The sequence below is a fragment of the Cellulomonas sp. SG140 genome (assembly GCF_025770785.1).
Lineage (GTDB): Bacteria > Actinomycetota > Actinomycetes > Actinomycetales > Cellulomonadaceae > Cellulomonas.
Map to the genome: position 1 here is coordinate 115,299 of NZ_JANZLA010000002.1, position 21,634 is coordinate 136,932.

Annotated in this window: 21 protein-coding genes; 7 read left to right on the plus strand and 14 right to left on the minus strand. The window is 74.1% G+C overall.

Features of this window, described 5'->3' with window-relative positions:
• Position 1: 1 nt before the first annotated feature.
• Both N0B34_RS04345 and N0B34_RS04350 read right to left on the minus strand, forming a co-directional pair.
• A complete protein-coding gene (locus N0B34_RS04345; RefSeq protein WP_263730080.1) occupies positions 2 to 397 on the minus strand; it encodes a VOC family protein in 396 nt (131 codons plus the stop codon).
• Positions 398 to 512: 115 nt separating this feature from the next.
• The gene (locus tag N0B34_RS04350; RefSeq protein WP_263730081.1) at positions 513 to 1,892 is read right to left on the minus strand and encodes an NYN domain-containing protein; all 1,380 of its coding nucleotides are present in this window, start codon (positions 1,890 to 1,892) and stop codon (positions 513 to 515) included.
• A 145-nt stretch (positions 1,893 to 2,037) separates the two neighbouring features.
• On the opposite strand from N0B34_RS04350, the gene N0B34_RS04355 reads away from it, so the two are divergent.
• Together N0B34_RS04355 and N0B34_RS04360 are read left to right on the plus strand one after the other, a co-directional pair.
• Complete coding sequence (locus N0B34_RS04355) at positions 2,038 to 2,307, plus strand: acylphosphatase (RefSeq protein WP_263730082.1); 270 nt, start codon at positions 2,038 to 2,040, stop codon at positions 2,305 to 2,307.
• 54 nt (positions 2,308 to 2,361) lie between these two features.
• Positions 2,362 to 2,829 (plus strand): NUDIX hydrolase, encoded by a 468-nt coding sequence (locus tag N0B34_RS04360; protein ID WP_263730083.1) that lies wholly within the window; start codon positions 2,362 to 2,364, stop codon positions 2,827 to 2,829.
• 33 nt (positions 2,830 to 2,862) lie between these two features.
• Here N0B34_RS04360 and N0B34_RS04365 read toward each other — a convergent pair whose 3' ends face one another.
• From N0B34_RS04365 to N0B34_RS04375, 3 genes are read right to left on the minus strand one after another with little or no spacing between them, the layout of a single operon-like run.
• Positions 2,863 to 3,759: an ABC transporter permease subunit gene (locus N0B34_RS04365; RefSeq protein WP_263730084.1), complete on the minus strand. Its 897-nt coding sequence runs from the start codon at positions 3,757 to 3,759 to the stop codon at positions 2,863 to 2,865.
• Positions 3,746 to 4,843, minus strand: a complete 1,098-nt coding sequence (locus N0B34_RS04370; RefSeq protein ID WP_263730085.1) for an ABC transporter ATP-binding protein — start codon at positions 4,841 to 4,843, stop codon at positions 3,746 to 3,748. Before N0B34_RS04370 ends, N0B34_RS04365 begins: the two co-directional genes overlap by 14 nt.
• Positions 4,840 to 6,141 (minus strand): LolA family protein, encoded by a 1,302-nt coding sequence (locus tag N0B34_RS04375; protein WP_263730086.1) that lies wholly within the window; start codon positions 6,139 to 6,141, stop codon positions 4,840 to 4,842. The genes N0B34_RS04370 and N0B34_RS04375 overlap by 4 nt, the downstream gene beginning before the upstream one ends.
• A 104-nt stretch (positions 6,142 to 6,245) precedes the next feature.
• On the opposite strand from N0B34_RS04375, the gene N0B34_RS04380 reads away from it, so the two are divergent.
• Genes N0B34_RS04380 through N0B34_RS04390 form a run of 3 tightly spaced genes read left to right on the plus strand, consistent with a single transcriptional unit; the run spans position 6,246 to position 9,626 of the window.
• Complete coding sequence (locus N0B34_RS04380; RefSeq protein WP_263730087.1) at positions 6,246 to 6,899, plus strand: response regulator transcription factor; 654 nt, start codon at positions 6,246 to 6,248, stop codon at positions 6,897 to 6,899.
• Positions 6,896 to 8,299 (plus strand): sensor histidine kinase, encoded by a 1,404-nt coding sequence (locus N0B34_RS04385; protein WP_263730088.1) that lies wholly within the window; start codon positions 6,896 to 6,898, stop codon positions 8,297 to 8,299. The genes N0B34_RS04380 and N0B34_RS04385 overlap by 4 nt, the downstream gene beginning before the upstream one ends.
• A 55-nt stretch (positions 8,300 to 8,354) precedes the next feature.
• Positions 8,355 to 9,626 (plus strand): MFS transporter, encoded by a 1,272-nt coding sequence (locus tag N0B34_RS04390; protein WP_263730089.1) that lies wholly within the window; start codon positions 8,355 to 8,357, stop codon positions 9,624 to 9,626.
• Positions 9,627 to 9,647: 21 nt separating this feature from the next.
• Here the strand turns inward: N0B34_RS04390 and N0B34_RS04395 are convergent, their stop codons facing one another.
• From N0B34_RS04395 to N0B34_RS04425, 7 genes are all read right to left on the minus strand, one after another.
• Positions 9,648 to 11,099: a DHA2 family efflux MFS transporter permease subunit gene (locus N0B34_RS04395; protein WP_263730487.1), complete on the minus strand. Its 1,452-nt coding sequence runs from the start codon at positions 11,097 to 11,099 to the stop codon at positions 9,648 to 9,650.
• Positions 11,100 to 11,399: 300 nt separating this feature from the next.
• Positions 11,400 to 12,023 (minus strand): hypothetical protein, encoded by a 624-nt coding sequence (locus N0B34_RS04400; protein ID WP_263730090.1) that lies wholly within the window; start codon positions 12,021 to 12,023, stop codon positions 11,400 to 11,402.
• Between the two features lie 109 nt (positions 12,024 to 12,132).
• Positions 12,133 to 14,661, minus strand: coding sequence for an FAD-dependent oxidoreductase (locus N0B34_RS04405; RefSeq protein ID WP_263730091.1), 2,529 nt, complete (start codon positions 14,659 to 14,661; stop codon positions 12,133 to 12,135).
• Positions 14,662 to 14,776: 115 nt separating this feature from the next.
• Positions 14,777 to 15,151 (minus strand): metal-sensitive transcriptional regulator, encoded by a 375-nt coding sequence (locus N0B34_RS04410; RefSeq protein ID WP_318529961.1) that lies wholly within the window; start codon positions 15,149 to 15,151, stop codon positions 14,777 to 14,779.
• The gene (gene trxA / locus N0B34_RS04415) at positions 15,138 to 15,515 is read right to left on the minus strand and encodes a thioredoxin (RefSeq protein WP_263730092.1); all 378 of its coding nucleotides are present in this window, start codon (positions 15,513 to 15,515) and stop codon (positions 15,138 to 15,140) included. Before trxA ends, N0B34_RS04410 begins: the two co-directional genes overlap by 14 nt.
• Before the next feature lie 264 nt (positions 15,516 to 15,779).
• Complete coding sequence (locus N0B34_RS04420) at positions 15,780 to 16,142, minus strand: rhodanese-like domain-containing protein (protein WP_263730093.1); 363 nt, start codon at positions 16,140 to 16,142, stop codon at positions 15,780 to 15,782.
• Positions 16,139 to 17,899 (minus strand): FAD-dependent oxidoreductase, encoded by a 1,761-nt coding sequence (locus tag N0B34_RS04425; RefSeq protein WP_263730094.1) that lies wholly within the window; start codon positions 17,897 to 17,899, stop codon positions 16,139 to 16,141. Before N0B34_RS04425 ends, N0B34_RS04420 begins: the two co-directional genes overlap by 4 nt.
• Positions 17,900 to 18,010: 111 nt before the next feature.
• On the opposite strand from N0B34_RS04425, the gene N0B34_RS04430 reads away from it, so the two are divergent.
• Positions 18,011 to 18,598 carry a DUF1992 domain-containing protein gene (locus N0B34_RS04430; protein WP_263730095.1) on the plus strand — a complete coding sequence of 196 codons (588 nt, stop codon included), beginning with the start codon at positions 18,011 to 18,013 and terminating at the stop codon, positions 18,596 to 18,598.
• Here the strand turns inward: N0B34_RS04430 and mtnN are convergent.
• A complete protein-coding gene (mtnN, locus tag N0B34_RS04435) occupies positions 18,595 to 19,296 on the minus strand; it encodes a 5'-methylthioadenosine/S-adenosylhomocysteine nucleosidase (protein ID WP_263730096.1) in 702 nt (233 codons plus the stop codon). The genes N0B34_RS04430 and mtnN overlap by 4 nt on opposite strands.
• Positions 19,293 to 19,745 (minus strand): S-ribosylhomocysteine lyase, encoded by a 453-nt coding sequence (locus N0B34_RS04440; protein ID WP_263730489.1) that lies wholly within the window; start codon positions 19,743 to 19,745, stop codon positions 19,293 to 19,295. Before N0B34_RS04440 ends, mtnN begins: the two co-directional genes overlap by 4 nt.
• A gap of 210 nt (positions 19,746 to 19,955) precedes the next feature.
• Between N0B34_RS04440 and N0B34_RS04445 the strand changes: the two genes are divergently transcribed.
• Positions 19,956 to 21,578, plus strand: coding sequence for a phospholipase C (locus N0B34_RS04445; protein WP_263730491.1), 1,623 nt, complete (start codon positions 19,956 to 19,958; stop codon positions 21,576 to 21,578).
• Positions 21,579 to 21,634 lie beyond the last annotated feature (56 nt).

Consider the following 21,634-nt stretch of genomic DNA (forward strand, 5'->3'; position numbering starts at 1 on the left):
GTCAGGCAGGGACCGACGGGTCCTCGAGGACGGACAGCACGTTGCCCGCGGGGTCGGTGAACCACGCGATCGGCGGGCCGGCCGGCCCCCGGACGACGCCGGCCTCGTCGGTCGCCTCTGCCATCGACGGGTAGCGCTCGAACACCACTCCGCGCTCGGCCAGGGCGGCGACGGTGCCGTCGATGTCCCGCACCGGGAAGTTCAGCACCGTGAACGACGCCGGGGTGTGGTCGGCGCCCTTCGGGTAGACCAGCACGCTGGCGCCCGTCCCGAGCCGCAGCGTCAGCATGCCGTTGTCCACACCGACCGTCAGGCCGAGCACGTCGCGGTAGAACGCGGCCGCCTTCTCGACGTCGTCGACGGAGAAGCCGCTGAACGCGGGTGACTGACCGAGCATGGTGACCTCCGGAGCTGGGACGGCGGGACGGTGCCGCACCACGACCGGCGCGGACGTCCCCTCATCAACAGACCGGCCGGCGGTGTCGGGCTCATCGCACCGGCCGCCTCGATCTTCAGCCCTCGAGCAGGCCGCCGCCCACCCAGGCGCGGATCGCCGCGACGTCGCCCTTGCTCAGGTCCATCCGGGCGCCCCGGCACAGGCCGATCACGTTGTCCGCCCACGCCTGCGCCAGCTTCTCGGCCGGGTGGGCCGTGGTCAGCTCGAGACCGGTGTAGAGGATGCCGGAGATAACCGTGTTCACCGTCGCGCGGCCCACCTGGGCTCCCGCCTTCTGGCAGGCGTCCCGGACGCGTCGGGACGTCTCGGCACGCTCGAACGGGTGGGCGGCGATGTCCGTCGCGAGGCTCTCCAGCAGCTTCCGGTAGCCCGAGGCGGGCAGGCCCGGGGTGTCCGTCACGGCGATCACCTGGCGGGTCAGGGCGCTCGGGTCGGTGTCCGCGACCACGCCCGGCAGGTCCGCCTCGTCGAACCGCTGCGGGTCCCACACGTACCCCGGCGGCCGGCTGGTCATGCCGAGCTCCGGCAGCACGCGGCCCAGCCACGCCGCGAAGCTGCCGGCGCCGCCCCAGCCGGAGCCCGGCAGCGCGGGGTCGGCCTGCTGCGCTGCCTGTGCCACGGCGCCCAGCGGCACCGGACGGTCCGCGGTGCGGACCCGGTGCAGCACGGCACGGCGGGCCGCGGGCGACGGGTGCGTCTGCGTGACCGGCGCCGTGGCGGCCGGCGCTGCGGCAGCGGCCGGCGTGCCGGTGGTCGCCGAGCCGGTCGTCGTGCGCCCCACGGCCCGTCCCGCTGTCTTCTCCTCGGCACCCGGGCGCTGCTCGGCTGCGGTGGGCTCCGGCGTGACGGGCTCCGGAGTGGTGGTGGGCGGCTCGTCGGAGAGGGACGTGGTGGTGGTGACCAGCTCGGCCAGCGCATCGGCCGTGATCACGTTGTCGGCGACGGCTCGGTACGCGCTGGCGGCGGGGCTCGCGGTGATGATGGTGACCATCCGGTCCGCGGCGCGGCAACGCAGGGCCAGCGGCGTGAAGTCCGCATCGGCCGAGACGATGACGAACTCCTCGTACCGGGTCGGCGCCGCGAGCGCGTCGACCGCGTCGAGCACCAGGTTGATGTCCGCGCTCGACTTGCCCTGCTGGGTCAGCGACGGGCAGTCGACCACCTGGAAGCCGGCGCGCGTGAAGTTGGGCCGGTAGACCGAGAACACCGACGGGTTCAGGTAGCACGCACGGATCAGGAACCGCCGGCTGAACTCGCCCTGCGAGTCGCTCCCGGTCTCCAGCTCGGCCAGCCAGTGCCCGGGGTCGGTGGCGAAGGCCTCGGCCGCGGCGGGGTCGAGGCGGCGCAGCCCGATGTAGACGTTGTCGAAGTCCACGAACAGGGCGCACCGCACGCGGCGGCCACCGTCCGTGCGGGCGAGGGTGTCGGTGCTCACCGGGCCATCTTCCCCGGTGCGGGGCGCAGCAGGGTGCCGTGACGGCCCGCGTCACGGCGGCGGAGGCTGCCCGCCATGCAAGACGGGACGTTGCCGCCCCGTCGTCCAGGCGGCCGACCGGCGCCGTCTGCACCACTATGGAGACGTGATCGCACAGCACGTCGTGGTGCACGGGCAGGTGCAGGGCGTCGGGTTCCGCTGGTGGGCGGCGCGCGAGGCAGCTCGGATCGGGGTGACCGGCTGGGTGCGCAACCGCGCGGACGGAGCGGTCGAGGCGCTGGTGGAGGGCGAGCCCGAGCCGGTGCAGACGATGGTCGACGAGCTGGCGAGCGGCCCGCGGCACGCCGCGGTCAGCGCGGTGGACGTCGAGGACGCCACGCCCACCGGGTCCACGCGCTTCGTCGTCGAGCCGTAGCGACCGCCTCGTCGTCGAGCCCTGTTCAGGGCGCCGGACGTAGCATGCGGACCCGTGGCCACCCCCGACTTCGTCCTCGCCCTGCGTGCCAAGGTGGACCACGACCTGCTGTGGCTCTCGGGCGTGACCGCCGTGGTGCTCGACGCCTCCGGAGACCGTGTGCTGCTGGTGCGGCGCTCCGACGACGGTCGCTGGACCCCCGTGACCGGCATCATCGACCCCGGTGAGCAGCCGGCCGCGGCCGCCGCCCGGGAGGTGCTCGAGGAGGCCGGCGTGGTCGCCGTGCCGGAACGGCTGGCCCGGGTGCGTGCGCTGCCGCCCATGACGTACTCGAACGGGGACCGGTCGCAGTACCTCGACCTGACCTTCCGCTTCCGGCACGTCAGCGGCGACCCGTTCCCGGCCGACGGTGAGAACACCGAGGCGGCCTGGTTCGAGCTCGGCGCGCTGCCGGCGCTGGACGCGGAGATGCACGGCCGGCTGACGGTCGCGCTCGGGGACGGTCCGACGCTGTTCGACTGACGGCACCGGGCCCGACGGCGCGGCACCCGCTCGTCAGGACGAGACGTCGGCCGTGGTGAAACGGCTCCACGCGAGCGCGCCGAACACCGCCACCCAGGCGGCCTGCACGCCGACGCCGGTCCAGAGCACGTGGGAGTCGGGCGCGATCCGCAGGAACTCGGCGAAGTCGAGCCAGTGGTGGGTCAGCAGGTACGGGTGGATGCGCGCCAGGGCCGGCAGCGTGTCGAGCACGGCGCTGACCACCGCGGTCACCACGGTGGCGGCCATCGCGCCGATCGGGACCTCGGTCAGCGTGGAGAAGAACAGCCCGACGGCGACCAGCCCCGTCATGGACATCCCGACGTACAGCACGATGCCCGCCACCCGCAGCACCGAGTTGCCGATGGGCACCGACCCGCCGGAGATCAACGCGATGTCGTGCACGCCGAAGAGCGTGGCGCCGACGATCAGACCGACGACGGCGATCGCCAGCACCGCCGCGGCCACGAACGCCAGGGCGCCGAGCGCCTTGACGGTCAGCAGCCGGGCTCGGGCGACCGGCACCACGAGCAGGTAGCGCAGGGTGCCGGCGTTGGCCTCGCCCGCCAGCGAGTCGCCCGAGGCGATACCGACGGTCAGCGGCAGCAGGAAGGGCAGGCAGAGGAACAGAGCGGCGACGACGAGGAAGAGGCCGTTCTGGGACACCCGGCCGATGAAGCCCGGGCCCTCGCCCGCCGTCGAGGTGTCCTGCGTGAACCAGATCATCAGGCCGATCAGCAGCGGCACCAGGGCCAGCCCGGCCAGCAGCACCTGGTTGCGGCGACGGCCGAACACCAGCCGCAGCTCGCTGCGGACCAGCCGGCCGGTGGCGCCCCGCTGCGGCGACGCAGGGTCGAGCGGTTCGCCGGTCGGCCCCGGACCGGGCGCGACCAGGGACTCAGCGTGCGACATCGAAACCCTCCCCGGTCAGCTCGACGAACACCTGCTCGAGGCTCGGTCTGCGCACGTCCAGCCCCAGCAGGGGGACGTCGGCGCTGACGAGCGCGGCGGAGACCCGGTCGGGCGGGACCTCGCCCAGCAGACCCTCGACGCGGTCGCCGGTCACCGACACGTCCGAGAGGCCGAGGCCGGTCAGCACCCGCGCGGCGGCGGGGGCGTCCGTGGCTGTGGTGGTCACCGTCGCACGCGTGGTCCGCGCGTCCGTCAGCTCCGAACGGGCGCCAGCGAGGACCAACCGGCCGCGGCTCATGATGCCCACGTGCGTGCACACCTGCTCGATCTCGGCGAGCAGGTGCGAGCTGACCAGCACCGTCGTGCCGGCCGCGGACAGCTCCCGGACCAGGTGCCGCACCTCGCGGGTGCCCTGGGGATCGAGGCCGTTGGTCGGCTCGTCGAGCAGCAGCAGCTCGCGCGGACGCAGCATCGCCGCCGCCAGCCCCAGCCGCTGCTTCATGCCGAGCGAGTACTGGCGGTACTTCTTGGACCCGGCCGCAGTCAGGCCCACGCGGTCCAGCGCCGCGTCGATGCGGTCCGTGGCGGTGCGCGGGTCGGCAGTCGCGTCGACCGCCTCGAGCCGGTGCAGGTTCGCCCGCCCGGACAGGTACGGCTGGAAGGCAGGACCCTCGACGAGCGCGCCGACGCGGGGCAGCACCGCGGCAGCCGCGTCCGGCATCGCCTCGCCGAGCAGCCAGGCCTGGCCGCTCGTCGGGCGCACCAGGCCCAGCAGCATGCGGATGGTCGTCGTCTTGCCCGAGCCGTTGGGGCCGAGGAAGCCGAACACCGCACCGCGCGGGACCTCCAGGTCCAGGTGGTCGACGGCCACCTGACCGGACCGGAAGCGCTTGGTCAGCCCGCTGGTGCGGATGGCGGGCGCTCCGCCGGCGGTCGAGCCGGCGGCAGGACGGATCGCGGTGTCGGCGGTGGCCGTCCCGGCGGCGGACGTGCCGGTACCCGGCGCCGCAGCGCCGGGTACCGAGGAACCCTCAGGTGGGGTGCCGGGAGCCGAGCCCCGGACCCCGGTCGGCAGCCCGGTCATCCGGCGAGCTGCTGCAGCGTGGCACCGGGCACGGCGCCGGCCAGCACCCGGCCGTCGTCCAGGATCAGCACCGACACCAGCGCGGAGGAGAGCAGCCGGCCGCCGGGGACCGCCTTGGTCAGGCCGTCGTACAGCGTGCTGGCGCTCAGGCCCGACCCGGACTTCGACGGGCCGGTGCCGTCGCCGCCCATGAACTGGCTCACCACGTCCTGACCCTGGGCGGTCGGCGGGTGCGGCAGGTCGCGGGCGGCTGCCGCTGCGGCCGCGGCGTTCCCGGACAGCAGCGCCGAGACGTTCACGCCGCGCACCTCGACCACGCTGGCCCAGCCGGTCCCGGTGACGGTCACGTTCTGCGGCAGGGCGCCCGCGGTGGGCGACGGCGTGGGCTTGGTGGCGTCGGTGTGCTGCGGCAGGGTGACGGTCTTCTCGGTCACCTTGGCGCCGGGCGGGGCGGAGAACGACAGCACCGCGTCGGACGGCTTCGCGAACGAGACGTCGGTGAAGCCGACCTCGAGCGCGGGCGCCTTCGCGTTGTCGGTGCTCCACACCTGCACCCGCAGCGGCGTGTAGGTGGCCGCGTCGACCGTCACGACGATGTGCGCCACGAGCGTGCCGCTCGTCTTCGGCGTCACCACCAGCTGGTACGCACCGCGGCCGGCCACGGTCGTCTGGCTGTCCAGCGTGACCGTCGAGTACTGCTGCGCCTGGCTGAGCGCCTGGTCGGCGGCCTGGGACGGCGTCGGCAGCTCGGAGGCGCCGGGGACCGGCGTCTGCGCGCGCTTCTGCTGCTCGGCCTTGAGCTTCGCGGCATCGGTGGCCGACAGCGTGTAGTGGGTGACGGCGTCCTGCTTGGAGGAGTAGGTCCACGCCTGCGTCGTGTCGTGCACCACCGAGTACTCCGAGGTCGCACCCAGCAGCGACACGCGCGAGCGGCCGGCGCCGTCCGTCCACATCCGCAGCGTCGAGCTGCCGGAGAGGAGGTTGATCGGGTCCGCCGGGCTGACCGTGCCGCTGACGGCACCGAGCGAGGAGATGTCCGGCAGCCCGAGGCGCGCCGTGTACACCACCGTGCCGGACATCGGCACGGGCTTGGCCTCGAGCACCTGGGTCACCAGCTGCTGGGCCGTGATGTCGGGGAGGCCGGCCGAACCGGCGTCCGCGAGCAGCGGCGCCGCGGCGAACCCTGCGACCACCACCGCACCGACCGCGACGGGTACCGCCCACCGCGCTCGTGCGGACAGGCCGCGGCGTGGGGGACGCGGAGCGTCCGAGGGGACGGTCGTCACATCGCTCGTCATGGCACCAGGGTGCACCCCCGCCTCTGAGGGCCTGCTGAGAGCCGTCGCGGCGCCGGTCCGCGCCGTCGCGGCGCACCGTCCCACGGCGATGGGATGCTGACCGCGTGCGCGTGCTGGTGGTGGACGACGAGCGCGGCCTGGTCCGTGCGCTGCAGCGGGGGCTGACGGCGGAGGGGTTCGCGGTCGACGTCGCCTACGACGGCGAGCAGGGGCTGGAGCTGGCGACCGACCGCGACTACGACGCCATCGTGCTGGACATCATGCTGCCGCGCCGGCACGGCTACGACGTGGTGCGCGAGCTGCGGGCGCGGGACGTGTGGACGCCGGTGCTGCTGCTGTCCGCCAAGGACGGTGAGCACGACGTGGCCGACGGCCTCGACGTCGGCGCGGACGACTACCTGACCAAGCCGTTCTCCTTCGTCGTGCTCGTCGCCCGGATCCGCGCGCTGCTGCGCCGGCCCGTCGCCGAGCGTCCGGCGGTGCTGCGCGTCGGCGACCTGGAGCTCGACCCGGCCACGCGCTCGCTGACCCGCGGCGGCGAGCCGGTCGCCCTGACCGTGCGCGAGCTTGCGCTACTGGAGTACCTGATGCGGCACGCGGACCGGGTGGTCGGCAAGGTCGAGCTGCGCGACCACGTCTGGGACGCCCCCGGCGAGGACCTGAACGTGGTCGAGGTGTACGTCGGCTACCTGCGCCGCAAGCTCGGCCGCGACGCGGTGCTCACGGTCCGCGGTGCCGGGTACCGGATGGCGGGATGACCACGGAGCGGCGCGGCGGCGGACGGCGCTGGTTGGGCCTGTCGCTGCGGCTGCGGCTGACCGTGCTGACGGCGGCGGCCGTCGCGGTGGCGCTGGTCGCCGGCGCCTTCGCGCTGACGGCGGTGCTGTCGCGCAGCCGGCTGGCGGCGCTGGACGGGCTGCTGCGGGACCGGGTCGGTGTGGTGACCGGCCTGGTGGAGAGCGACACATTGCCCGCCACGCTGCCGACCGTCGAGGCGGGCGAGGTCGCCCAGCTGCTGGACGCGCAGGGCGGCGTGCTCGCGTCCTCGCCGAACGCCAGCCGGACGCTGCCGGTGCTGCCCGCCGGGCCGTTGTCGGCCCTCCGCTCGAGCGCCGGCACCAGCGTGCTGGTGCTCAGCACCGCCGACGACGCGTACAGCAGACCGGGCCGCGTGGCGGTGCACGCCGTGACGTACCGGGGGTCGCCGGCGACGGTGGTGGTCAGCCTGCCGCTCGGCGAGGTGCAGGGCCTGCTCGGCGCCCTGCGGGTGGCCCTGCTGATCGTCGTCCCGCTGCTGACCGTGCTGGTGGCGCTGGCGCTGTGGCTGGCCGTCGGCCGGGCGCTGCACCCGGTCGAGCAGCTGCGCCGGGGAGCGGCGCAGGTCGCCGCGGCGGGTGGTGGTGGCGGGCTGCCCGTGCCGGCGGCGGACGACGAGCTCGCCGCGCTGGCGCGCACCCTCAACGAGATGCTCGAGCGGCTGGACCGGGCGGCGTCGCGGCAGCGGACGTTCGTCGCCGACGCCGCGCACGAGCTGCGGTCGCCCCTCGCGGCGTTGCGGGCGACGGTCGACGTCGCACGGTCGCACCCCGGCACGTGGACCGTGGCGGAGCTCGCGGCCGAGCTGGAGCCGGAGGCGCTGCGGATGCAGGCGTTGGTGGACGACCTGCTGCTGCTCGCCCGGGTCGGCGCGCGCCCTGCTCATCCGGTCCCGGTGGACCTGCGGGCCGTGGCGGACGGCCTCGCCGCGACCGCGGCTCGGGTGCCGGTCGAGGTGATCGGCAGCGGGAACGCCGTCGCGGACGGGGAACGGGTCACCCGCGTGCTGCGCAACCTGGTGGACAACGCCACCCGACACGCGGGGACCCGGGTGCGGGTGGTGATCGACCAGCGGGCCGACGCCTGTCGGGTGGTGGTGGAGGACGACGGCCGCGGCGTGCCGGTGGCGGACCGGGAGCGGGTGTTCGAGCGCTTCGTGCGGCTCGACGAGGCACGCGAGCGGGAGGCAGGCGGTGCGGGGCTCGGGCTGGCGATCGCGCGCGAGCTGGCGCGCGAGCAGGGCGGTGACGTGACGCTGGCCGGCAGCCCGCTGGGTGGCCTGGCGGCGGTGGTGCGGCTGCCGTCGGCGCCGTCGGAGGGCCCGGACCGCCCCGGGGTGTGAGCGGCGCCCGGGGGTGCGTCAGCCGTGACCTCGGGCCGGGAGGAGAATGGGGCCGATGTCCAGCCCCGCCCGCGCTCAGCAGAACGCGATGGGTGGGTTCCTCTCCCGGTCGGCCGTCGCCGGGGTGTTCGGCCCGGCGCTCGCGTTCGAGGTGGGCATCGGCGCGGTGACGCCGATGGTGGCGGTGTCGGCCTCGCAGCTGGGCGCCTCGCTCGCCGTCGCCGGTCTGCTGGCGGCGTTCCTCGGCATCGGCCAGATCCTCGCCGACGTGCCGGCCGGTGCCCTCGCGGCGCGATGGGGCGACCGGCGGGCCATGCTGGCCGCCGCCGTGCTCGCCATCGTGGCGCTGGTGGGGTGCGCCACCGCGCACAGCCTGCTGGTGCTCGGCACGGCGGTGCTGGTCACCGGCGGTGCCAATGCCGTGTTCCTCCTGGCCAGGCAGGCGTACCTCACCGAGATCACACCACCGCTGTACCGAGCCCGGGCACTGTCCACGCTGGGTGGCGTCGGCCGGATGGGGGTGTTCCTGGGGCCGTTCCTCGGTGCCGGCGTGGTGCACCTGGCCGGGACGCCCGGCGCCTACTGGCTCGCGGTCGGCGTCACGGTGGTCACCTTCGTGATCGTCGCCGCCGTCCCCGACGTCGCCGCCGAGGCGACCGCCGCCCGGCGTGAGGCGCCCCGCGTGCCGCTGGTGCATGTGCTGCGGGAGAACGGGAGCGTGTTCGCCACCCTGGGCGTCGCCGTGCTGCTCGTCGGGGCGACGCGAGGGGCGCGGCAGGTGGTGCTGCCGCTGTGGGGCGAGCACCTCGGCCTGGCGCCGGCCACCACCAGCCTGGTCTACGGCGTCTCGGGCGCGCTCGACATGCTGGTGTTCTACCCCGCAGGGAAGGTGATGGACCGCCGGGGGCGGCTGTGGGTGGCCGTGCCGTCGATGGTGCTGCTGGGGCTGTCGATCGCGGCGCTGCCCCTGTCGCGGTCCGTCGGCACGCTGTCCGTCGTCGCGATGGTGATGGGGCTGGCCAACGGGGTCGGGTCCGGCCTGCTGATGACGTTGGGTGCGGACGTGGCCCCCGCGGCGGTCCGCTCGCAGTTCCTCGGCGTGTGGCGGCTGTTCCAGGACGCCGGGCTCGCGGCCGGACCGCTGGTCGTGTCCGCCGGGGCCGCGCTCGGCAGCCTGGCGGCCGGCGTGCTCGCCGTGGCCGGGGTCGGGGGAGTGGCGGCCGCCGTGCTGGCGGTCACCGTGCCGCGGTGGTCCGTGCACGCCAACGCGCGGACGCGGCGGGCCGCCGGCCTCCGGCCGGACGGGACAGCGCCCGGGGCCGGCTGACCGGCGTCCGAGGCGGGCCGGTCAGCTCTCCTCGGCGGCGACCGCGGGGCTCGGGACGCCCTCCGGCACGGCCGGCACGGGGTCGTCGGACGGTCGGCGCACCAGCCAGGCCGCGGGGATGGCCAGCAGCGACACCAGGGCTCCGACCAGGAAGGCGGCCTGCACGGCGCCCGCGGTCGCCGCTGCACCGTCGGCGCCCTGCTCGGCCAGCCGACCCGCCTGTGCGGTGAGCACCGTGACGAAGAGCGCGGTGCCGGCGGCCCCGGCCACCTGCTGCACGGTGCCGACCATCGCGCTGCCGTGCGAGTACCGGTGCCCCGGGAGCGAGCCGAGGGCGGACGTGAACAGCGGAGTGAACATCGCGGCCAGGCCGGCCGACAGCGTCACGTGCGCCGCGAGCAGCAGCCCGGGGGAGCTGTGCTGGTCGAGCGTCGTCATGCCCCACAGCGCCGCGCTCAGCAGCACCGCTCCGGGCACCAGCAGCGGCCTGGGCCCGAACCGGTCGTAGGCGCGGCCGACCGCGGGGGCGAGCAGGCCCATCAGCAGCCCGCCGGGAAGCAGCAGCAGGCCGGTGGACAGGGTGGTCAGGTGCAGCACCTGCTGCGCGTAGATCGGCACCATGATGATGGTCCCGAACATGGCCATCATCACCACGGCCATCAGTGCGACGCTCACCGTGAACGTGCGGGAGCCGAACACCCGCAGGTCCAGCAGAGCGTCGTCCGCCCGCTGCAGCCACAGCTGCCGGGCGACGAAGAGCGACAGGGCCGTCAGCCCCACCGCCAGGCTCAGCCAGGCCGTCACCGGCACGACACCGGTCGCGCTGCCGAGCGTCGACAGCCCGTACACGATCCCGCCGAACGCGAACGCCGACAGCACCACCGAGCCGACGTCCACCCGTGCCGAGCGGGTCTCGCCGATGTTGGGCACCCGTGCCGCGCCGAGGGCCAGGGCACCGAGCGCGATCGGCAGCACGAGCCCGAACATCCAGCGCCACTGCAGCACGGACAGGATCAGGCCGGAGATGGTGGGCCCGATCGCCGGGGCGACGGAGATCACCACCGAGATGTTGCCCATCGTCCGGCCCCGGGAGGCGGGCGGGGTCACGGTCATCACGGTGGTCATCAGCAGGGGCAGCATCACGGCGGTCCCGGTCGCCTGGACCACGCGGCCCGCGAGCAGCACGGGGAAGCCGGGAGCGAGCGTGCACACGGCCGTGCCCAGGCTGAACAGGCCCATCGCGGTGAGGAAGGCGGCCCGCGTCGTGATCCGCTGCAGGACGAAGCCCGTCACGGGGATCACCACGGCCATGGTGAGCATGAACGCGGTGCTCAACCACTGCGCCGTCGCGGGCGTGACCGACAGGTCCGTCATCAGGCGGGGCAGCGCGACGCCCATGATCGTCTCGTTGAGGATCACCACGAACGTGGAGACCAGGAGCAGCACGACGGCGAGCCGGTCGCGCGGCGCCATCCGTTCCGGGGCGGCTGCCGGGAGCGGCCCCTCGGAGAGGGGCGAGCCGGGTTCGAGCAGCTCGGGGCTGGGCCGGTCGGTCACGGGACTCTCCAGGCGAGGTCGGGCCCAGCGTGGGGCGGTCAGGCCAGGGCGCAAGGCGGTCGGGACTGCGACGTACGGCTCAGCCCCGCGGGGACCCCGCGCAACGGCCGCCGTCCAGTCTGTGTGCGCAACCTCTCACCCGTCACTGACATTCCTCGCGGCGCCCGGTCCGCGACGGCTGCGCGGGCGGCGGCCGGCCCTCAGTGCGCCCGGCCCTCAGTGCGCCCAGCGCGCCCTGCGTCCGAACAGCCCTCGCTGTGCCGCGGACTCCGCCGCTGTCCCGGCAGACACCGCGGCCGGCACGGCACCAGAGGCAGTCGTCTCGTCGTCGGCCGCCACCTCGTGGACGACCGGCAGCGGCTCGGCGACCGCGACGCCGGCGAGCGCGTTCCGCACCGCCTCGAGAGCGCGTTCGGCCTGCTGTGCACGGTGCACGGCCCGCTGCTCACCGGAACGCGCCTCGGCCAGCTCGGACTCGTACTCGGCCGTCGCGTCGGCCAGCTCGGCGGCGTGGGCCGCCCGCGCGTCGGCCAGCTCGTCCTCCAGCTCGGAGATCCGGCCGGTCAGGCGCACCAGGTCTGCGTCGTGCTCCGCCTGGCGCGCCCGCAGCTCGGCGTCGCGGGCCGCGACCTGCTCCGCCAGCTCGTCCGCCTGAGCGCCCCGTGCCACCACGACCGCGACGGCGGCCGTCACCCCGGACTCCTCGAGGGCGGCCCGCATCACCTCCACGCGGGTGTCGCGCTCGGTGTCGCGCAGGTCCTCCCAGGGCTCCTTGCGCAGGCCCGAGTAGCGAGCGCGCTCGATCGCCGATGCCATGCCGTCGGGGCTGAGGGTGTCCATTGCCCGAGCATCGGCCCGTGCAGGCGTCCGTGGCGATGGGCGACCGGATGAATGTGCGGGTGATCCGGACCGGCCGACCCGTTCGGACCAACGGGTCGGCCGGTCCGGATCAGATGAACAGCGTGGTGCCCGAGTCGTGCGCCTCGCCGAGGAAGGTGGCGACCCCGCCGAGCTCGACGCCGTCGATCAGGTCCTCTCGGGCGATGCCCAGCAGGTCCATCGTCATCGTGCAGGCGATCAGCCGCGCCCCGCCCTTCTGCGCGGCGGAGATCAGCTCCGGCAGCGACGGGACCTCCTTGTCCTTCATCACCTTCTTGATCATCGCGGTGCCGGCGCCCGCCAGGTTCATCTGGGACAGCGTGAGCTTGTCCGCACCCTGCGGCATCATCGCCCCGAACATCCGGTCCGTCACGCTGCGGTCGCGGGCGGGAGCGTCGGTGCGGCGCAGCGAGTTCAGCCCCCAGAACGTGAAGAACATCGACACCTCCTCGCCCATCGCGAGCGCGCCGTTGGCGATGATGAACGCGGCGAGCACCTTGTCGAGGTCCCCGGAGAAGACGACGAAGGAGTTCTTCGCCGCCTGGGGCGCCACGACAGCCGGGGCGCTCAGCGCAGCTGCGGGGGCGGGGGCCGGCGCACCGCCCTTGCGGAACCGGGCGACGTACCCGGGGCCGGACGGGGTCAGCGTGACCAGCTCGTGCCCGTTGCGACGTGCCCACGCCGGGCCGTCGTTCGCGAAGCCGGGGTCGGAGACGGTGACCACGACCTCGTCGCCGGCGCCCAGGCCCCGCATCGTCTCGGCGAGCTTCATGATCGGGCCCGGGCACGCCAGCCCGGAGCAGTCGAGGTCCACGCTCACCCCGGTGACCACGGGCTGGGCGGCCAGGCGGCGCACCTGCTCGGCGATCTCCGGCGGGTCGGCGTAGGCGATCACCGGGGCCGGCGGCTCGTCGGACTCGGGCATGAGCTCGCGCCACGCCCGGAAGGTCGCGGTCCCGCCGGACAGCACGGACACGTCGGTGAACCCGCGCTGCACCAGCGCGCGGTGCGCCAGGTAGCTGCGGAAGCCGACCGCGCAGTAGAGCCGGACCGGCACCGAGCGGTCCCAGTCGGCGCACCGCTCGCGCAGCACCGCCAGCGGCACGTTCTCCGCGCCGGGCAGGTGCCAGATCGCGTACTCCTCCGGGGTGCGGACGTCGACCAGCCGCGCGTCCCGCGTCGCGTTCTCCCAGTCCTGGGCGTACCAGAGGGAGATGTCGCCCCGGAGCACGTTGGACGCGACGAACCCGGCCATGTTCACCGGGTCCTTGGCGGACCCGAACGGCGGGGCGTAGGCGAGCTCGAGCTCCTCGAGGTCGTACACCGTCTGCTCGGCGCGCAGCGCGGCGGCGAGCACGTCCAGCCGCTTGTCCACACCGTCGAACCCGGCCGCCTGGGCGCCGAGGATCCGGCCGGTCGCCGGGGAGAACAGCACCTTCAGGCTCATCATCGCGGTGCCCGGGTAGTAGCCCGCGTGGCCGGAGGGGTGCACGTGCACCGCCCGGTAGGGCACCTTCGCGGCCACCAGCTGCCGCTCGGTGGCGCCGGTGCCGCCCGCCACCATGTCGAACACCTTCACCACCGAGGTGCCCTGCGTGGAGCGGTAGACGGTGTCGCGCCCGCAGATGTTCTCGGCCGCCACGCGCGCCTGCCGGTTCGCGGGGCCGGCCAGCGGCGCCAGCGCGGTGCCGGGCAGCACGGTGTGCGGCGTCTCGACGGCGTCCCCGGCGGCCCAGATCGCGGGGTCCGAGGTGCGCATGTGCTCGTCGACGGCGATGCCGCCGTGCGGACCGAGGGCCAGCCCGGCCTCGACGGCCAGACCGGTGGCGGGGCGCACGCCGGCCGCGAGGATCACCAGGTCGGCGGCGAGCAGCTCGCCGTTGCTCAGCTCGACGTTGACGCCGCCGTCGGTGCGCGGGGTGAAGGCCGCGGCGCCCGTGGACAGGTGCAGGGTGACGCCGCGCGAGCGCAGGTGCTGCTCGACCGGCACGGACATCTCGTGGTCCAGCGGCGGCAGGATCTGGTCGGCCAGCTCGACGACGTGCACACGGGCGCCCCGGTGCTGGAAGTTCTCGGCCATCTCCAGGCCGATGTAGCCGGCGCCGATCACCACGGCCCGGGCGGGCTCGCGCTCGCCCTTCGCGGCGGCTGCGACCAGCGCGTCGAGGCGCGCCTTGATCCTGTCCATGTCGCCCAGCCGGCGCAGCACGTGCACGGCCTCGTGGTCGATGCCCGGCAGCGGCGGACGCACCGGGTTGGCGCCGGGGCAGAGGGCGAGCGCGTCGTAGCTCTCGGTGTACTCGCGGCCGGAGTCGACCTCGCGCACCGTGACCGTGCGTGCGGCGCGGTCGATCGACAGCACCTCCGAGCCGATGCGCACGTCGATGTCGAGCGACTCGCGCAGGCTCTCGGGCGTCTGCAGCAGCAGGCGTCCGCGGTCGGCGATCACCTGGCCGATGTGGTACGGGAGCCCGCAGTTGGCGAACGAGACGTGGTGGCCGCGCTCGAGCACCACGATCTCGGCGAACTCGTCGAGGCGCCGGGCGCGTGCTGCGACCGACGCTCCAGCTGCCACTCCACCGACGACGACGATCTTCACGAGCTGTCTCCTCACATACCCCTGGTGGTATGCAGAGACGCTATGCGACCGATCATGGGATGAACTGGGACCTGGGTCCGGGGCTCGTCCCGGCCCGGCTGCGGCGCCGACCGGGTCAGGCGAGGGAGAGGAAGAGCTGCTCGAGGCGGTCCGCGGCGACGTCGTCGGGGCCCTGCGGGTCGCGCAGGCAGCTGCGCAGGTTGGCCGCGACCAGCGCGAAGCCCGCTCGTTCGATCGCGCGGGAGACCGCGGCGAGCTGCGTGACGACGTCCTGGCAGTCGCGGCCGTCGTCGAGCATGCGGATCACCCCGGCCAGCTGCCCGTGCGCCCGCCGCAGGCGCGCGGACACCTTCGCCACGGCCACCGGGTCCGGTGCCGCGGGGGCGGGGTCGACGGCCACCGCAGAGGCAGAGGCGTCCGCGGTGACCGTCGGGGCTGCGTCCGACGACGCCGTCGCAGCCGGTCGGCGGGGCCTGTCAGGCCCGGGCATGGCTCGCCTCGTGCTCGGCGATCTGCCGGCGCACGTCGTCCATGTCGAGATCCTTGACCCCGGTGATCACGCGCTCGAGGTCCGCTGCCCGCAGCGCACCCGGCTGGGAGAACACCAGCACGCCCTCCCGGAACGCCATGAGCGTCGGGATCGACGTGATGCCGGCCTGCGCGGCGAGCTCCTGCTCCGCCTCCGTGTCCACCTTGGCGAACACGACGTCGGGGTGGGTCGTCGAGGCCTGCTCGAAGACGGGCGCGAACATGCGGCACGGCGCGCACCAGTCGGCCCAGAAGTCGACCAGCACGATGTCGTTGTCGCGGACGGTGTCGGCGAACGTCTCCGCGCCGACGGCGATGGTGCTCATGTCAGTCCTTGTCGGGTCGTCAGCGGTCGGCGGTCAGCGGCAGGTGCACTGCTGCTCGGCCGGCACGTTCGCCATCACCAGGTCGACGTGCTGGCCGCAGCCGGTCCAGGTGACCTTGCCACAACGGGAGCAACGGATGGGGCTGCACATGGGGTGTCTCCTCGAGTTCTCGGGACGGGTCCCGCGGCAGGGGCCGGGGACGGGTGGGTGGCACCAGCAGGTGCCGGGCCGCGCGGTGTGCCGCGCGGAGCTGGGGGTGGAGGGTCAGCGGCGGACGGCGCCACCGGCCGCCTGCCAGGCGCCGATGCCGCCGGACACGCTGGTGGCGTCGAAGCCGAGCTTGCGCAGCTGGTTGGCCGCGGTGCGCGAGCGCATGCCGCTGTGGCACATGACCACGACCTGGCGGTCGGCCTTCAGCCGCCGCGGCGCACCCGAGATCTGGCCGAGCGGGATGTGCACGGCCTGCGGCGCGTGCCCCGTCTTCCACTCGTGGCTCTCCCGGACGTCGACCAGGGCGGCGCCGTCACGGACCAGCTCGACCGCACGGTCGGCGCGGACGCTGGCCGGCAGCTTGCCGTCGTCGGAACGGCCGAGGCCGAACAGGCGCAGGAACGGGTTGGTGCTCATACGGTCGCGGGCTCCTTCGGCTGGGCGGGGACTGTGGTGGTACGCAGCTCCGGACGGGAGGCGAGCAGGCTGAGCCAGCCGCCGGACAGGTTCCGCGCGTCCATCCCGGCACCGATCAGCATGCGCGTGGCCAGGTACGAGCGCATCCCGCTCTGGCAGTGCACGCTGATCGGTCGGCCGGCGGCCGCGGCGCGGATCTTCTCGAGGTGGTCGCGCACCTGGATGTGCGGCACGTGCATCGCTCCCGGCAGGTGTCCGCGGCTGAACTCGCCGTGCGTGCGCACGTCGAGCACGAGCGTGTCGCGCCGCACCTCGTCCAGCTCGTCCGGGTGCCACTGCGGCGCGGTGCCGTCCAGCGCGTTCTGCGCGACGAAGCCGACCATGTTGACCGGGTCCTTCGCTGAGCCGAACGGCGGTGCGTAGGACAGCTCGAGCTCGGCGAGGTCGTCGGCCGTCATACCGGCGCGCAGGGCCGTGGCCAGCACGTCCATCCGCTTGTCGACGCCGGCGCGGCCGACGGCCTGGGCGCCGAGCAGGTGCCCGTCGGGGGCGAAGCTCGCGACGATGTGCACCTGCTGCGCGCCGGGGTAGTACCCGGCGTGGTGGCCGGGGTGCACCCGCACCACCTCGTGCTCGATGCCGGCGCGGTCCAGCACGCGCTGGCTCGCACCCGTCATCGCGGCGGTCAGCCGGAACACGCGCACGATCGCGGTGCCCAGCACGTCGGCCTGCGGGGTGGTGCGGTGGCCGAGCATCGAGTCGGCGGCGCGGCGGCCCTGCCGGTTGGCCGGGCCGGCCAGCGGCACGGGGCCCACGACGCCGGTGACGGCCTGGCGCACCTCGATCGCGTCCCCGACGGCCCAGATCCGCGGGTCGGACGTGTGGTGGTCGGCGTCGACGCGGATGGCGCCCGAGGGGCCGAGGTCCAGGCCGGCGTCCCGCGCGAGCGTGCTCTCGGGCCGCACGCCGACGTTCACCAGCACCAGGTCGGCGGGCAGCTCGGTGCCGTCCGAGAGGGTGACCAGGACGGAGCCGTCGAGCTCCTCGGAGACGCGGTTCGCCGAGACGCCGGTGTGCAGCCGCACGCCGTGGTGCACCAGCTCGTCGGAGACGAGGGTCGCGAGCTCGGCGTCGAGCGGGGGCAGCACGTGGTCCGCCAGCTCGACGACGTCGACGCTCAAGCCGCGCGTGACCAGGGCCTCGACGGCCTCCAGGCCGATGAAGCCGGCGCCGACGACGACCGCACGGGCCTCACCCTCGGGTCGCCTGACCAGGACCTCGTCGACGGTGCCGCGCAGGCGCTGCACGTCGTCGATGGTGCGCAGCGCGTGCACCGACGGGTGGTCGAGGCCGTCGATCGGCGGCCGGACGGCCACGGCGCCCGGCGCCAGCAGCAGCGCGTCGTACGGCAGGTCGTACTCGGTGGTCGACGTGACCACGTGGACGGTCTGCCGCTCACGGTCGATCGAGGTGGCCGTGCTGTCGGTCCGCACGTCGAGGTCGAGGGACTCGGCCAGCGACTGCGGCGTCTGCACCAGGAGGCTCTCCTCGCGGCCGATCTCGCCGGCCAGGTGGTACGGCAGGCCGCAGTTGGCGAAGGAGACGTAGGAGCCGCGCTCGAGGACGACGATGCTCGCGTGCTCGTCGAGACGGCGGGCGCGCGCGGCGGCGCTCATGCCGCCTGCGACGCCGCCGACGACGACGATGCGCGTGCCGGCTGACGGCGTGGACGATGAAGGACTCGCGCTGGGGGTCACGGGAAGGAAGATACCCCCGGGGGTATCGCGATCGCAACTTTCCGACCCGTCGTAGCGTGGTCGTCGACGCGGCTGCCCGGGCAGCCGAGGGCGCTGACGAGGGGGTATGCCGTGCACCGACGCCGTGCCGGGGGCGACGACCCGGTCCGTCGCGCGAGCCGCTACCGCGCGGAGCGCCTCGAGGCCGACGACGCAGCGACGGCGGAGGCCGACGGTGGACGTCCCGACGTGCCCGCGGCCCCCGCGGAGGAGACCGACGGTCCCGCCTGCCTGGACCCCGCCGGTCCGCCGCGCGCCGTCGGACGCATGGACCAGCGGGCCGGCTGGGTCGACGGGCTGGTCGACCAGGCGATCGCCCGTGGTGAGTTCGACCACCTGCCGCTCGCCGGCAAGCCGCTGCCGAACCTGACCCGGCACGACCCGGACTGGTGGCTCAAGGCCTACGTCGAGCGCGAGCACGTGTCCGGCGTGCTCCCGGAGGCGCTCCAGCTGCGCGCCGACGTCGAGCGCCTCAACGACCGGCTGGACGAGATGCGGTCCGAGTCCCGGGTCCGGGAGGTGCTGGCCGAGCTCAACCGCCGCATCGTCGAGGCGCGGCGCCAGCTGCTCGGCGGCCCGCCGGTCGTCACACCGCTGCGCGACGTGGAGGCCGAGGTTGCCGCCTGGCGGGCGCGGCGTGGCCGCGAGAAGGGTCGCTAGACGAGCGCGGCGATCCGCTGCAGCGCGCCGACCACCACCGCGGCCGAGCGGTCCGCCGCGTCGTCCACGTGCTGGTTGAACTCGTCGGCCGGTCCGCACAGGTCGGAGATGCCGCGCACGGAGACGAACGGCACGTCGTACAGGTGCGCGACGTGCGCGAGGGCCGCGGACTCCATGTCGGTCGACAGCGCGTGGGGGAAGGCGGTCCGCACCCGGTCGACGCCGGACGGGTCGACGAACGCGTCGCCGGACAGCATGGTCCCCGCGAGCACGCGCTGGCCCTCGGGGCGCACGGCGAGCATGGCCTCGACCAGCTGCGGGTCCGCGTCGAACACCGCCGGCATGCCCGGCACCTGGCCCAGCTCGTACCCGAAGGCGCGCGCGTCCGCGCCCGAGTAGACGTACGAGGTGCCGACGACGACGTCCCGCACGCGCACGTCGGCGCCCAGGCCGCCGGCGCTGCCGGCGCTGATCAGGGTCCGGGGCGCGGTGCTGGTGACCGCGACCGCCGCGGCGGCCGCGGCGTTGACCAGGCCGATGCCGCACACCACCAGCAGCACACCGTGCCCGCCGAGGGTCAGCACGCGGTGCACGGCCTGGCCGACGTGGGTGGGCGCGCCGACGAAGTCGGCACGGGCCAGGAAGGGCTCGGCCTCCTCCGCCATGGCGGTCACGACGACCGCGTCGACGGCGATCACGCGGTCACCTGGCTCCACGCGGCGCGCTGCGCGAGGAAGTCGCGGGCGGCCTGCTGCGCCCCCTCGAGGGTGTGGTGGGCGCCCCACCCGCACTGGACCTCGTTGGCGGCGGGGACCTCGGTGGCCGTGAGCACGTCCTCCAGCGTGGCCTGCACCAGGGCCAGCACGTCGTCGTACTCCCAGTCGCCCGCCAGGATCAGGTAGAAGCCCGTCTGGCACCCCATGGGGGAGAAGTCGACCACCTTGTCGGAGTGGTTCCGGGACTTCTCGGCGAACAGGTGCTCGATCGAGTGGACGGTGTCCATCTCCAGGTGGGCGCGGTTCGGCTGGGTGAACCGGACGTCGTACTTGACCAGCACGTCGCCGTGCGGGAGCACCTTCCGGTCGGCGAGGCGCACGTAGGGGGCGCTGACGGTGCGGTGGTCGAGGTTGAAGGACTCGACGTTCATCCGGGGCTGGCTCGTCTCCACGCGTCAAGTGTGCGGCAGTGCGCGCGACCGCCGCCGGGGCGGCCGCCATCCGGGCGGGCGACGCGCACGGTTCGCGGCGTGTTCATCGGCCGTTCACCACGCCGGAAGGCGGTCTCCGCCCGGGCGAGCGACAGTTCGGTACGGGACGTTCGTCCCAATCCGACACCCAAGGAGCAGCACGTGCACCGCATGCATCGGTTCACCGCCGTCGGGGCCGCGAGCCTCGCCGTCGCGGGCCTCGTGGTCGCCTCGGCCACGGCGTCGTCCGCGCACGACCAGCGGGACGACGCCCGTCGGGGCGCCACCGCCACGCCGATCAAGCACCTCGTGGTGATCTTCAACGAGAACGTCTCGTTCGACCACTACTTCGCCACGTACCCGAACGCCGCCAACACCGACGGAACGCGGTTCACCGCCGCCCACGGGACCCCGCGCGCCAACACGCTGCAGACGGCCGGTCTGCTCACCAGCAACCCGAACTCGGCGCTGCCGCAGCGGCTCAGCGCCGCGCAGGCGATGACGTGCGACCAGAACCACGGGTACAGCGCGGAGCAGAAGGCGGCCGACGGCGGCCGCAACGACCTGTACGTGCAGAACACCGACGTGGAGACCTGCACCCCCGGCCTGTTCACCGAGCCCGGCCTGGTCATGGACTACTACGACGGCAACACCGTCACGGGGCTGTGGAACTACGCGCAGCACTACGCGATGAGCGACAACTCGTACTCGACGACGTTCGGCCCGTCGACGCCCGGCGCGATCAACCTGGTCAGCGGCCAGACGCACGGCATCCACGCCGTCACCCCCACCGGGACGCCCACCAGCGACTCCTACGTCGTCGCCTCGCCGGACGCGAACGGCGTCGGCACGGTGATCAACGACCCGGACCCGTACTACGACGACTGCTCGAACAACAACGGCGCCAAGTCGTACAACCTCGCCGTGGCCACCGGCAAGAACGTCGGGGACCTGCTGAACGCCAAGGGCGTGACGTGGGGCTGGTTCCAGGGCGGCTTCCGTCCGACCACGGCCTACGCCGGCACCGGCACCAAGGCGGTCTGCGGCGCCACGAGCACCAACGTCGGCGGCGGCGTGGTGGCGGACTACAGCCCCCACCACAACCCCTTCTCCTACTACGCCTCGACGGCCAACCCGCACCACCTGGCACCGAGCTCCGTGGCCGCCGTCGGGCACACCGACCAGGCGAACCACAACTACGACATCAGCGACTTCGACGCCGCCCTGGCCGCGGGGAACCTGCCCGCCGTGAGCTTCCTCAAGGCGCCGGCCTACCAGGACGGGCACGCGGCGTACTCCGACCCGATCGACGAGCAGCACTTCCTGGTCAAGGAGATCAACGCGCTGCAGAAGTCGCCCGAGTGGTCCAGCACCGCCGTCGTCGTCGCCTACGACGACTCCGACGGCTGGTACGACCACCAGTCCGCCCTGATCACCAACGGGTCGAACGACCCGGCCAAGGACTCCGCCATCTGCACGACGGCGGCCACGACGGTCGGGGTCGCGGGCGGCTACCAGGACCGTTGCGGCCCCGGCACGCGCCAGCCCCTGCTGGTGATCTCGCCCTTCGCCAAGACCAACTACGTCGACCACACCCAGACGGACCAGTCGTCGATCCTGTCGTTCGTCGAGACCAACTGGCGCACCGGCCAGATCGGCGACTTCTCGGCCGACTCCCGGGCGGGCTCGCTGGACGGGCTGTTCAACTTCCACCGGCCCGTCGGTCGGCAGGTGCTGCTGAACAGCGACGGGTCCGTCGCCTCGGTGAAGGTCACCACGCCGCGGCACGACTGAGCGGCTGACCGCCTGCAGCACGGCCCGGCCCGGCCCGCGCACCTCACGGTCGCGGT

Excerpts from the sequence above, each read along its gene's own strand:
- N0B34_RS04345 (WP_263730080.1), bottom strand. The coding sequence starts at position 397 with ATGCTCGGTCAGTCACCCGCGTTCAGCGGCTTCTCCGTCGACGACGTC.
- trxA (WP_263730092.1), bottom strand. The coding sequence starts at position 15,515 with ATGAGCACCATCGCCGTCGGCGCGGAGACGTTCGCCGACACCGTCCGC.
- N0B34_RS04365 (WP_263730084.1), bottom strand. The coding sequence starts at position 3,759 with ATGTCGCACGCTGAGTCCCTGGTCGCGCCCGGTCCGGGGCCGACCGGC.
- N0B34_RS04375 (WP_263730086.1), bottom strand. The coding sequence starts at position 6,141 with ATGACGAGCGATGTGACGACCGTCCCCTCGGACGCTCCGCGTCCCCCA.
- N0B34_RS04420 (WP_263730093.1), bottom strand. The coding sequence starts at position 16,142 with ATGAGCACCAACCCGTTCCTGCGCCTGTTCGGCCTCGGCCGTTCCGAC.
- N0B34_RS04410 (WP_318529961.1), bottom strand. The coding sequence starts at position 15,151 with ATGCCCGGGCCTGACAGGCCCCGCCGACCGGCTGCGACGGCGTCGTCG.
- N0B34_RS04400 (WP_263730090.1), bottom strand. The coding sequence starts at position 12,023 with ATGGACACCCTCAGCCCCGACGGCATGGCATCGGCGATCGAGCGCGCT.
- N0B34_RS04385 (WP_263730088.1), top strand. The coding sequence starts at position 6,896 with ATGACCACGGAGCGGCGCGGCGGCGGACGGCGCTGGTTGGGCCTGTCG.
- N0B34_RS04370 (WP_263730085.1), bottom strand. The coding sequence starts at position 4,843 with ATGACCGGGCTGCCGACCGGGGTCCGGGGCTCGGCTCCCGGCACCCCA.
- N0B34_RS04390 (WP_263730089.1), top strand. The coding sequence starts at position 8,355 with ATGTCCAGCCCCGCCCGCGCTCAGCAGAACGCGATGGGTGGGTTCCTC.
- N0B34_RS04445 (WP_263730491.1), top strand. The coding sequence starts at position 19,956 with ATGCATCGGTTCACCGCCGTCGGGGCCGCGAGCCTCGCCGTCGCGGGC.
- N0B34_RS04440 (WP_263730489.1), bottom strand. The coding sequence starts at position 19,745 with ATGAACGTCGAGTCCTTCAACCTCGACCACCGCACCGTCAGCGCCCCC.
- N0B34_RS04395 (WP_263730487.1), bottom strand. The coding sequence starts at position 11,099 with ATGGCGCCGCGCGACCGGCTCGCCGTCGTGCTGCTCCTGGTCTCCACG.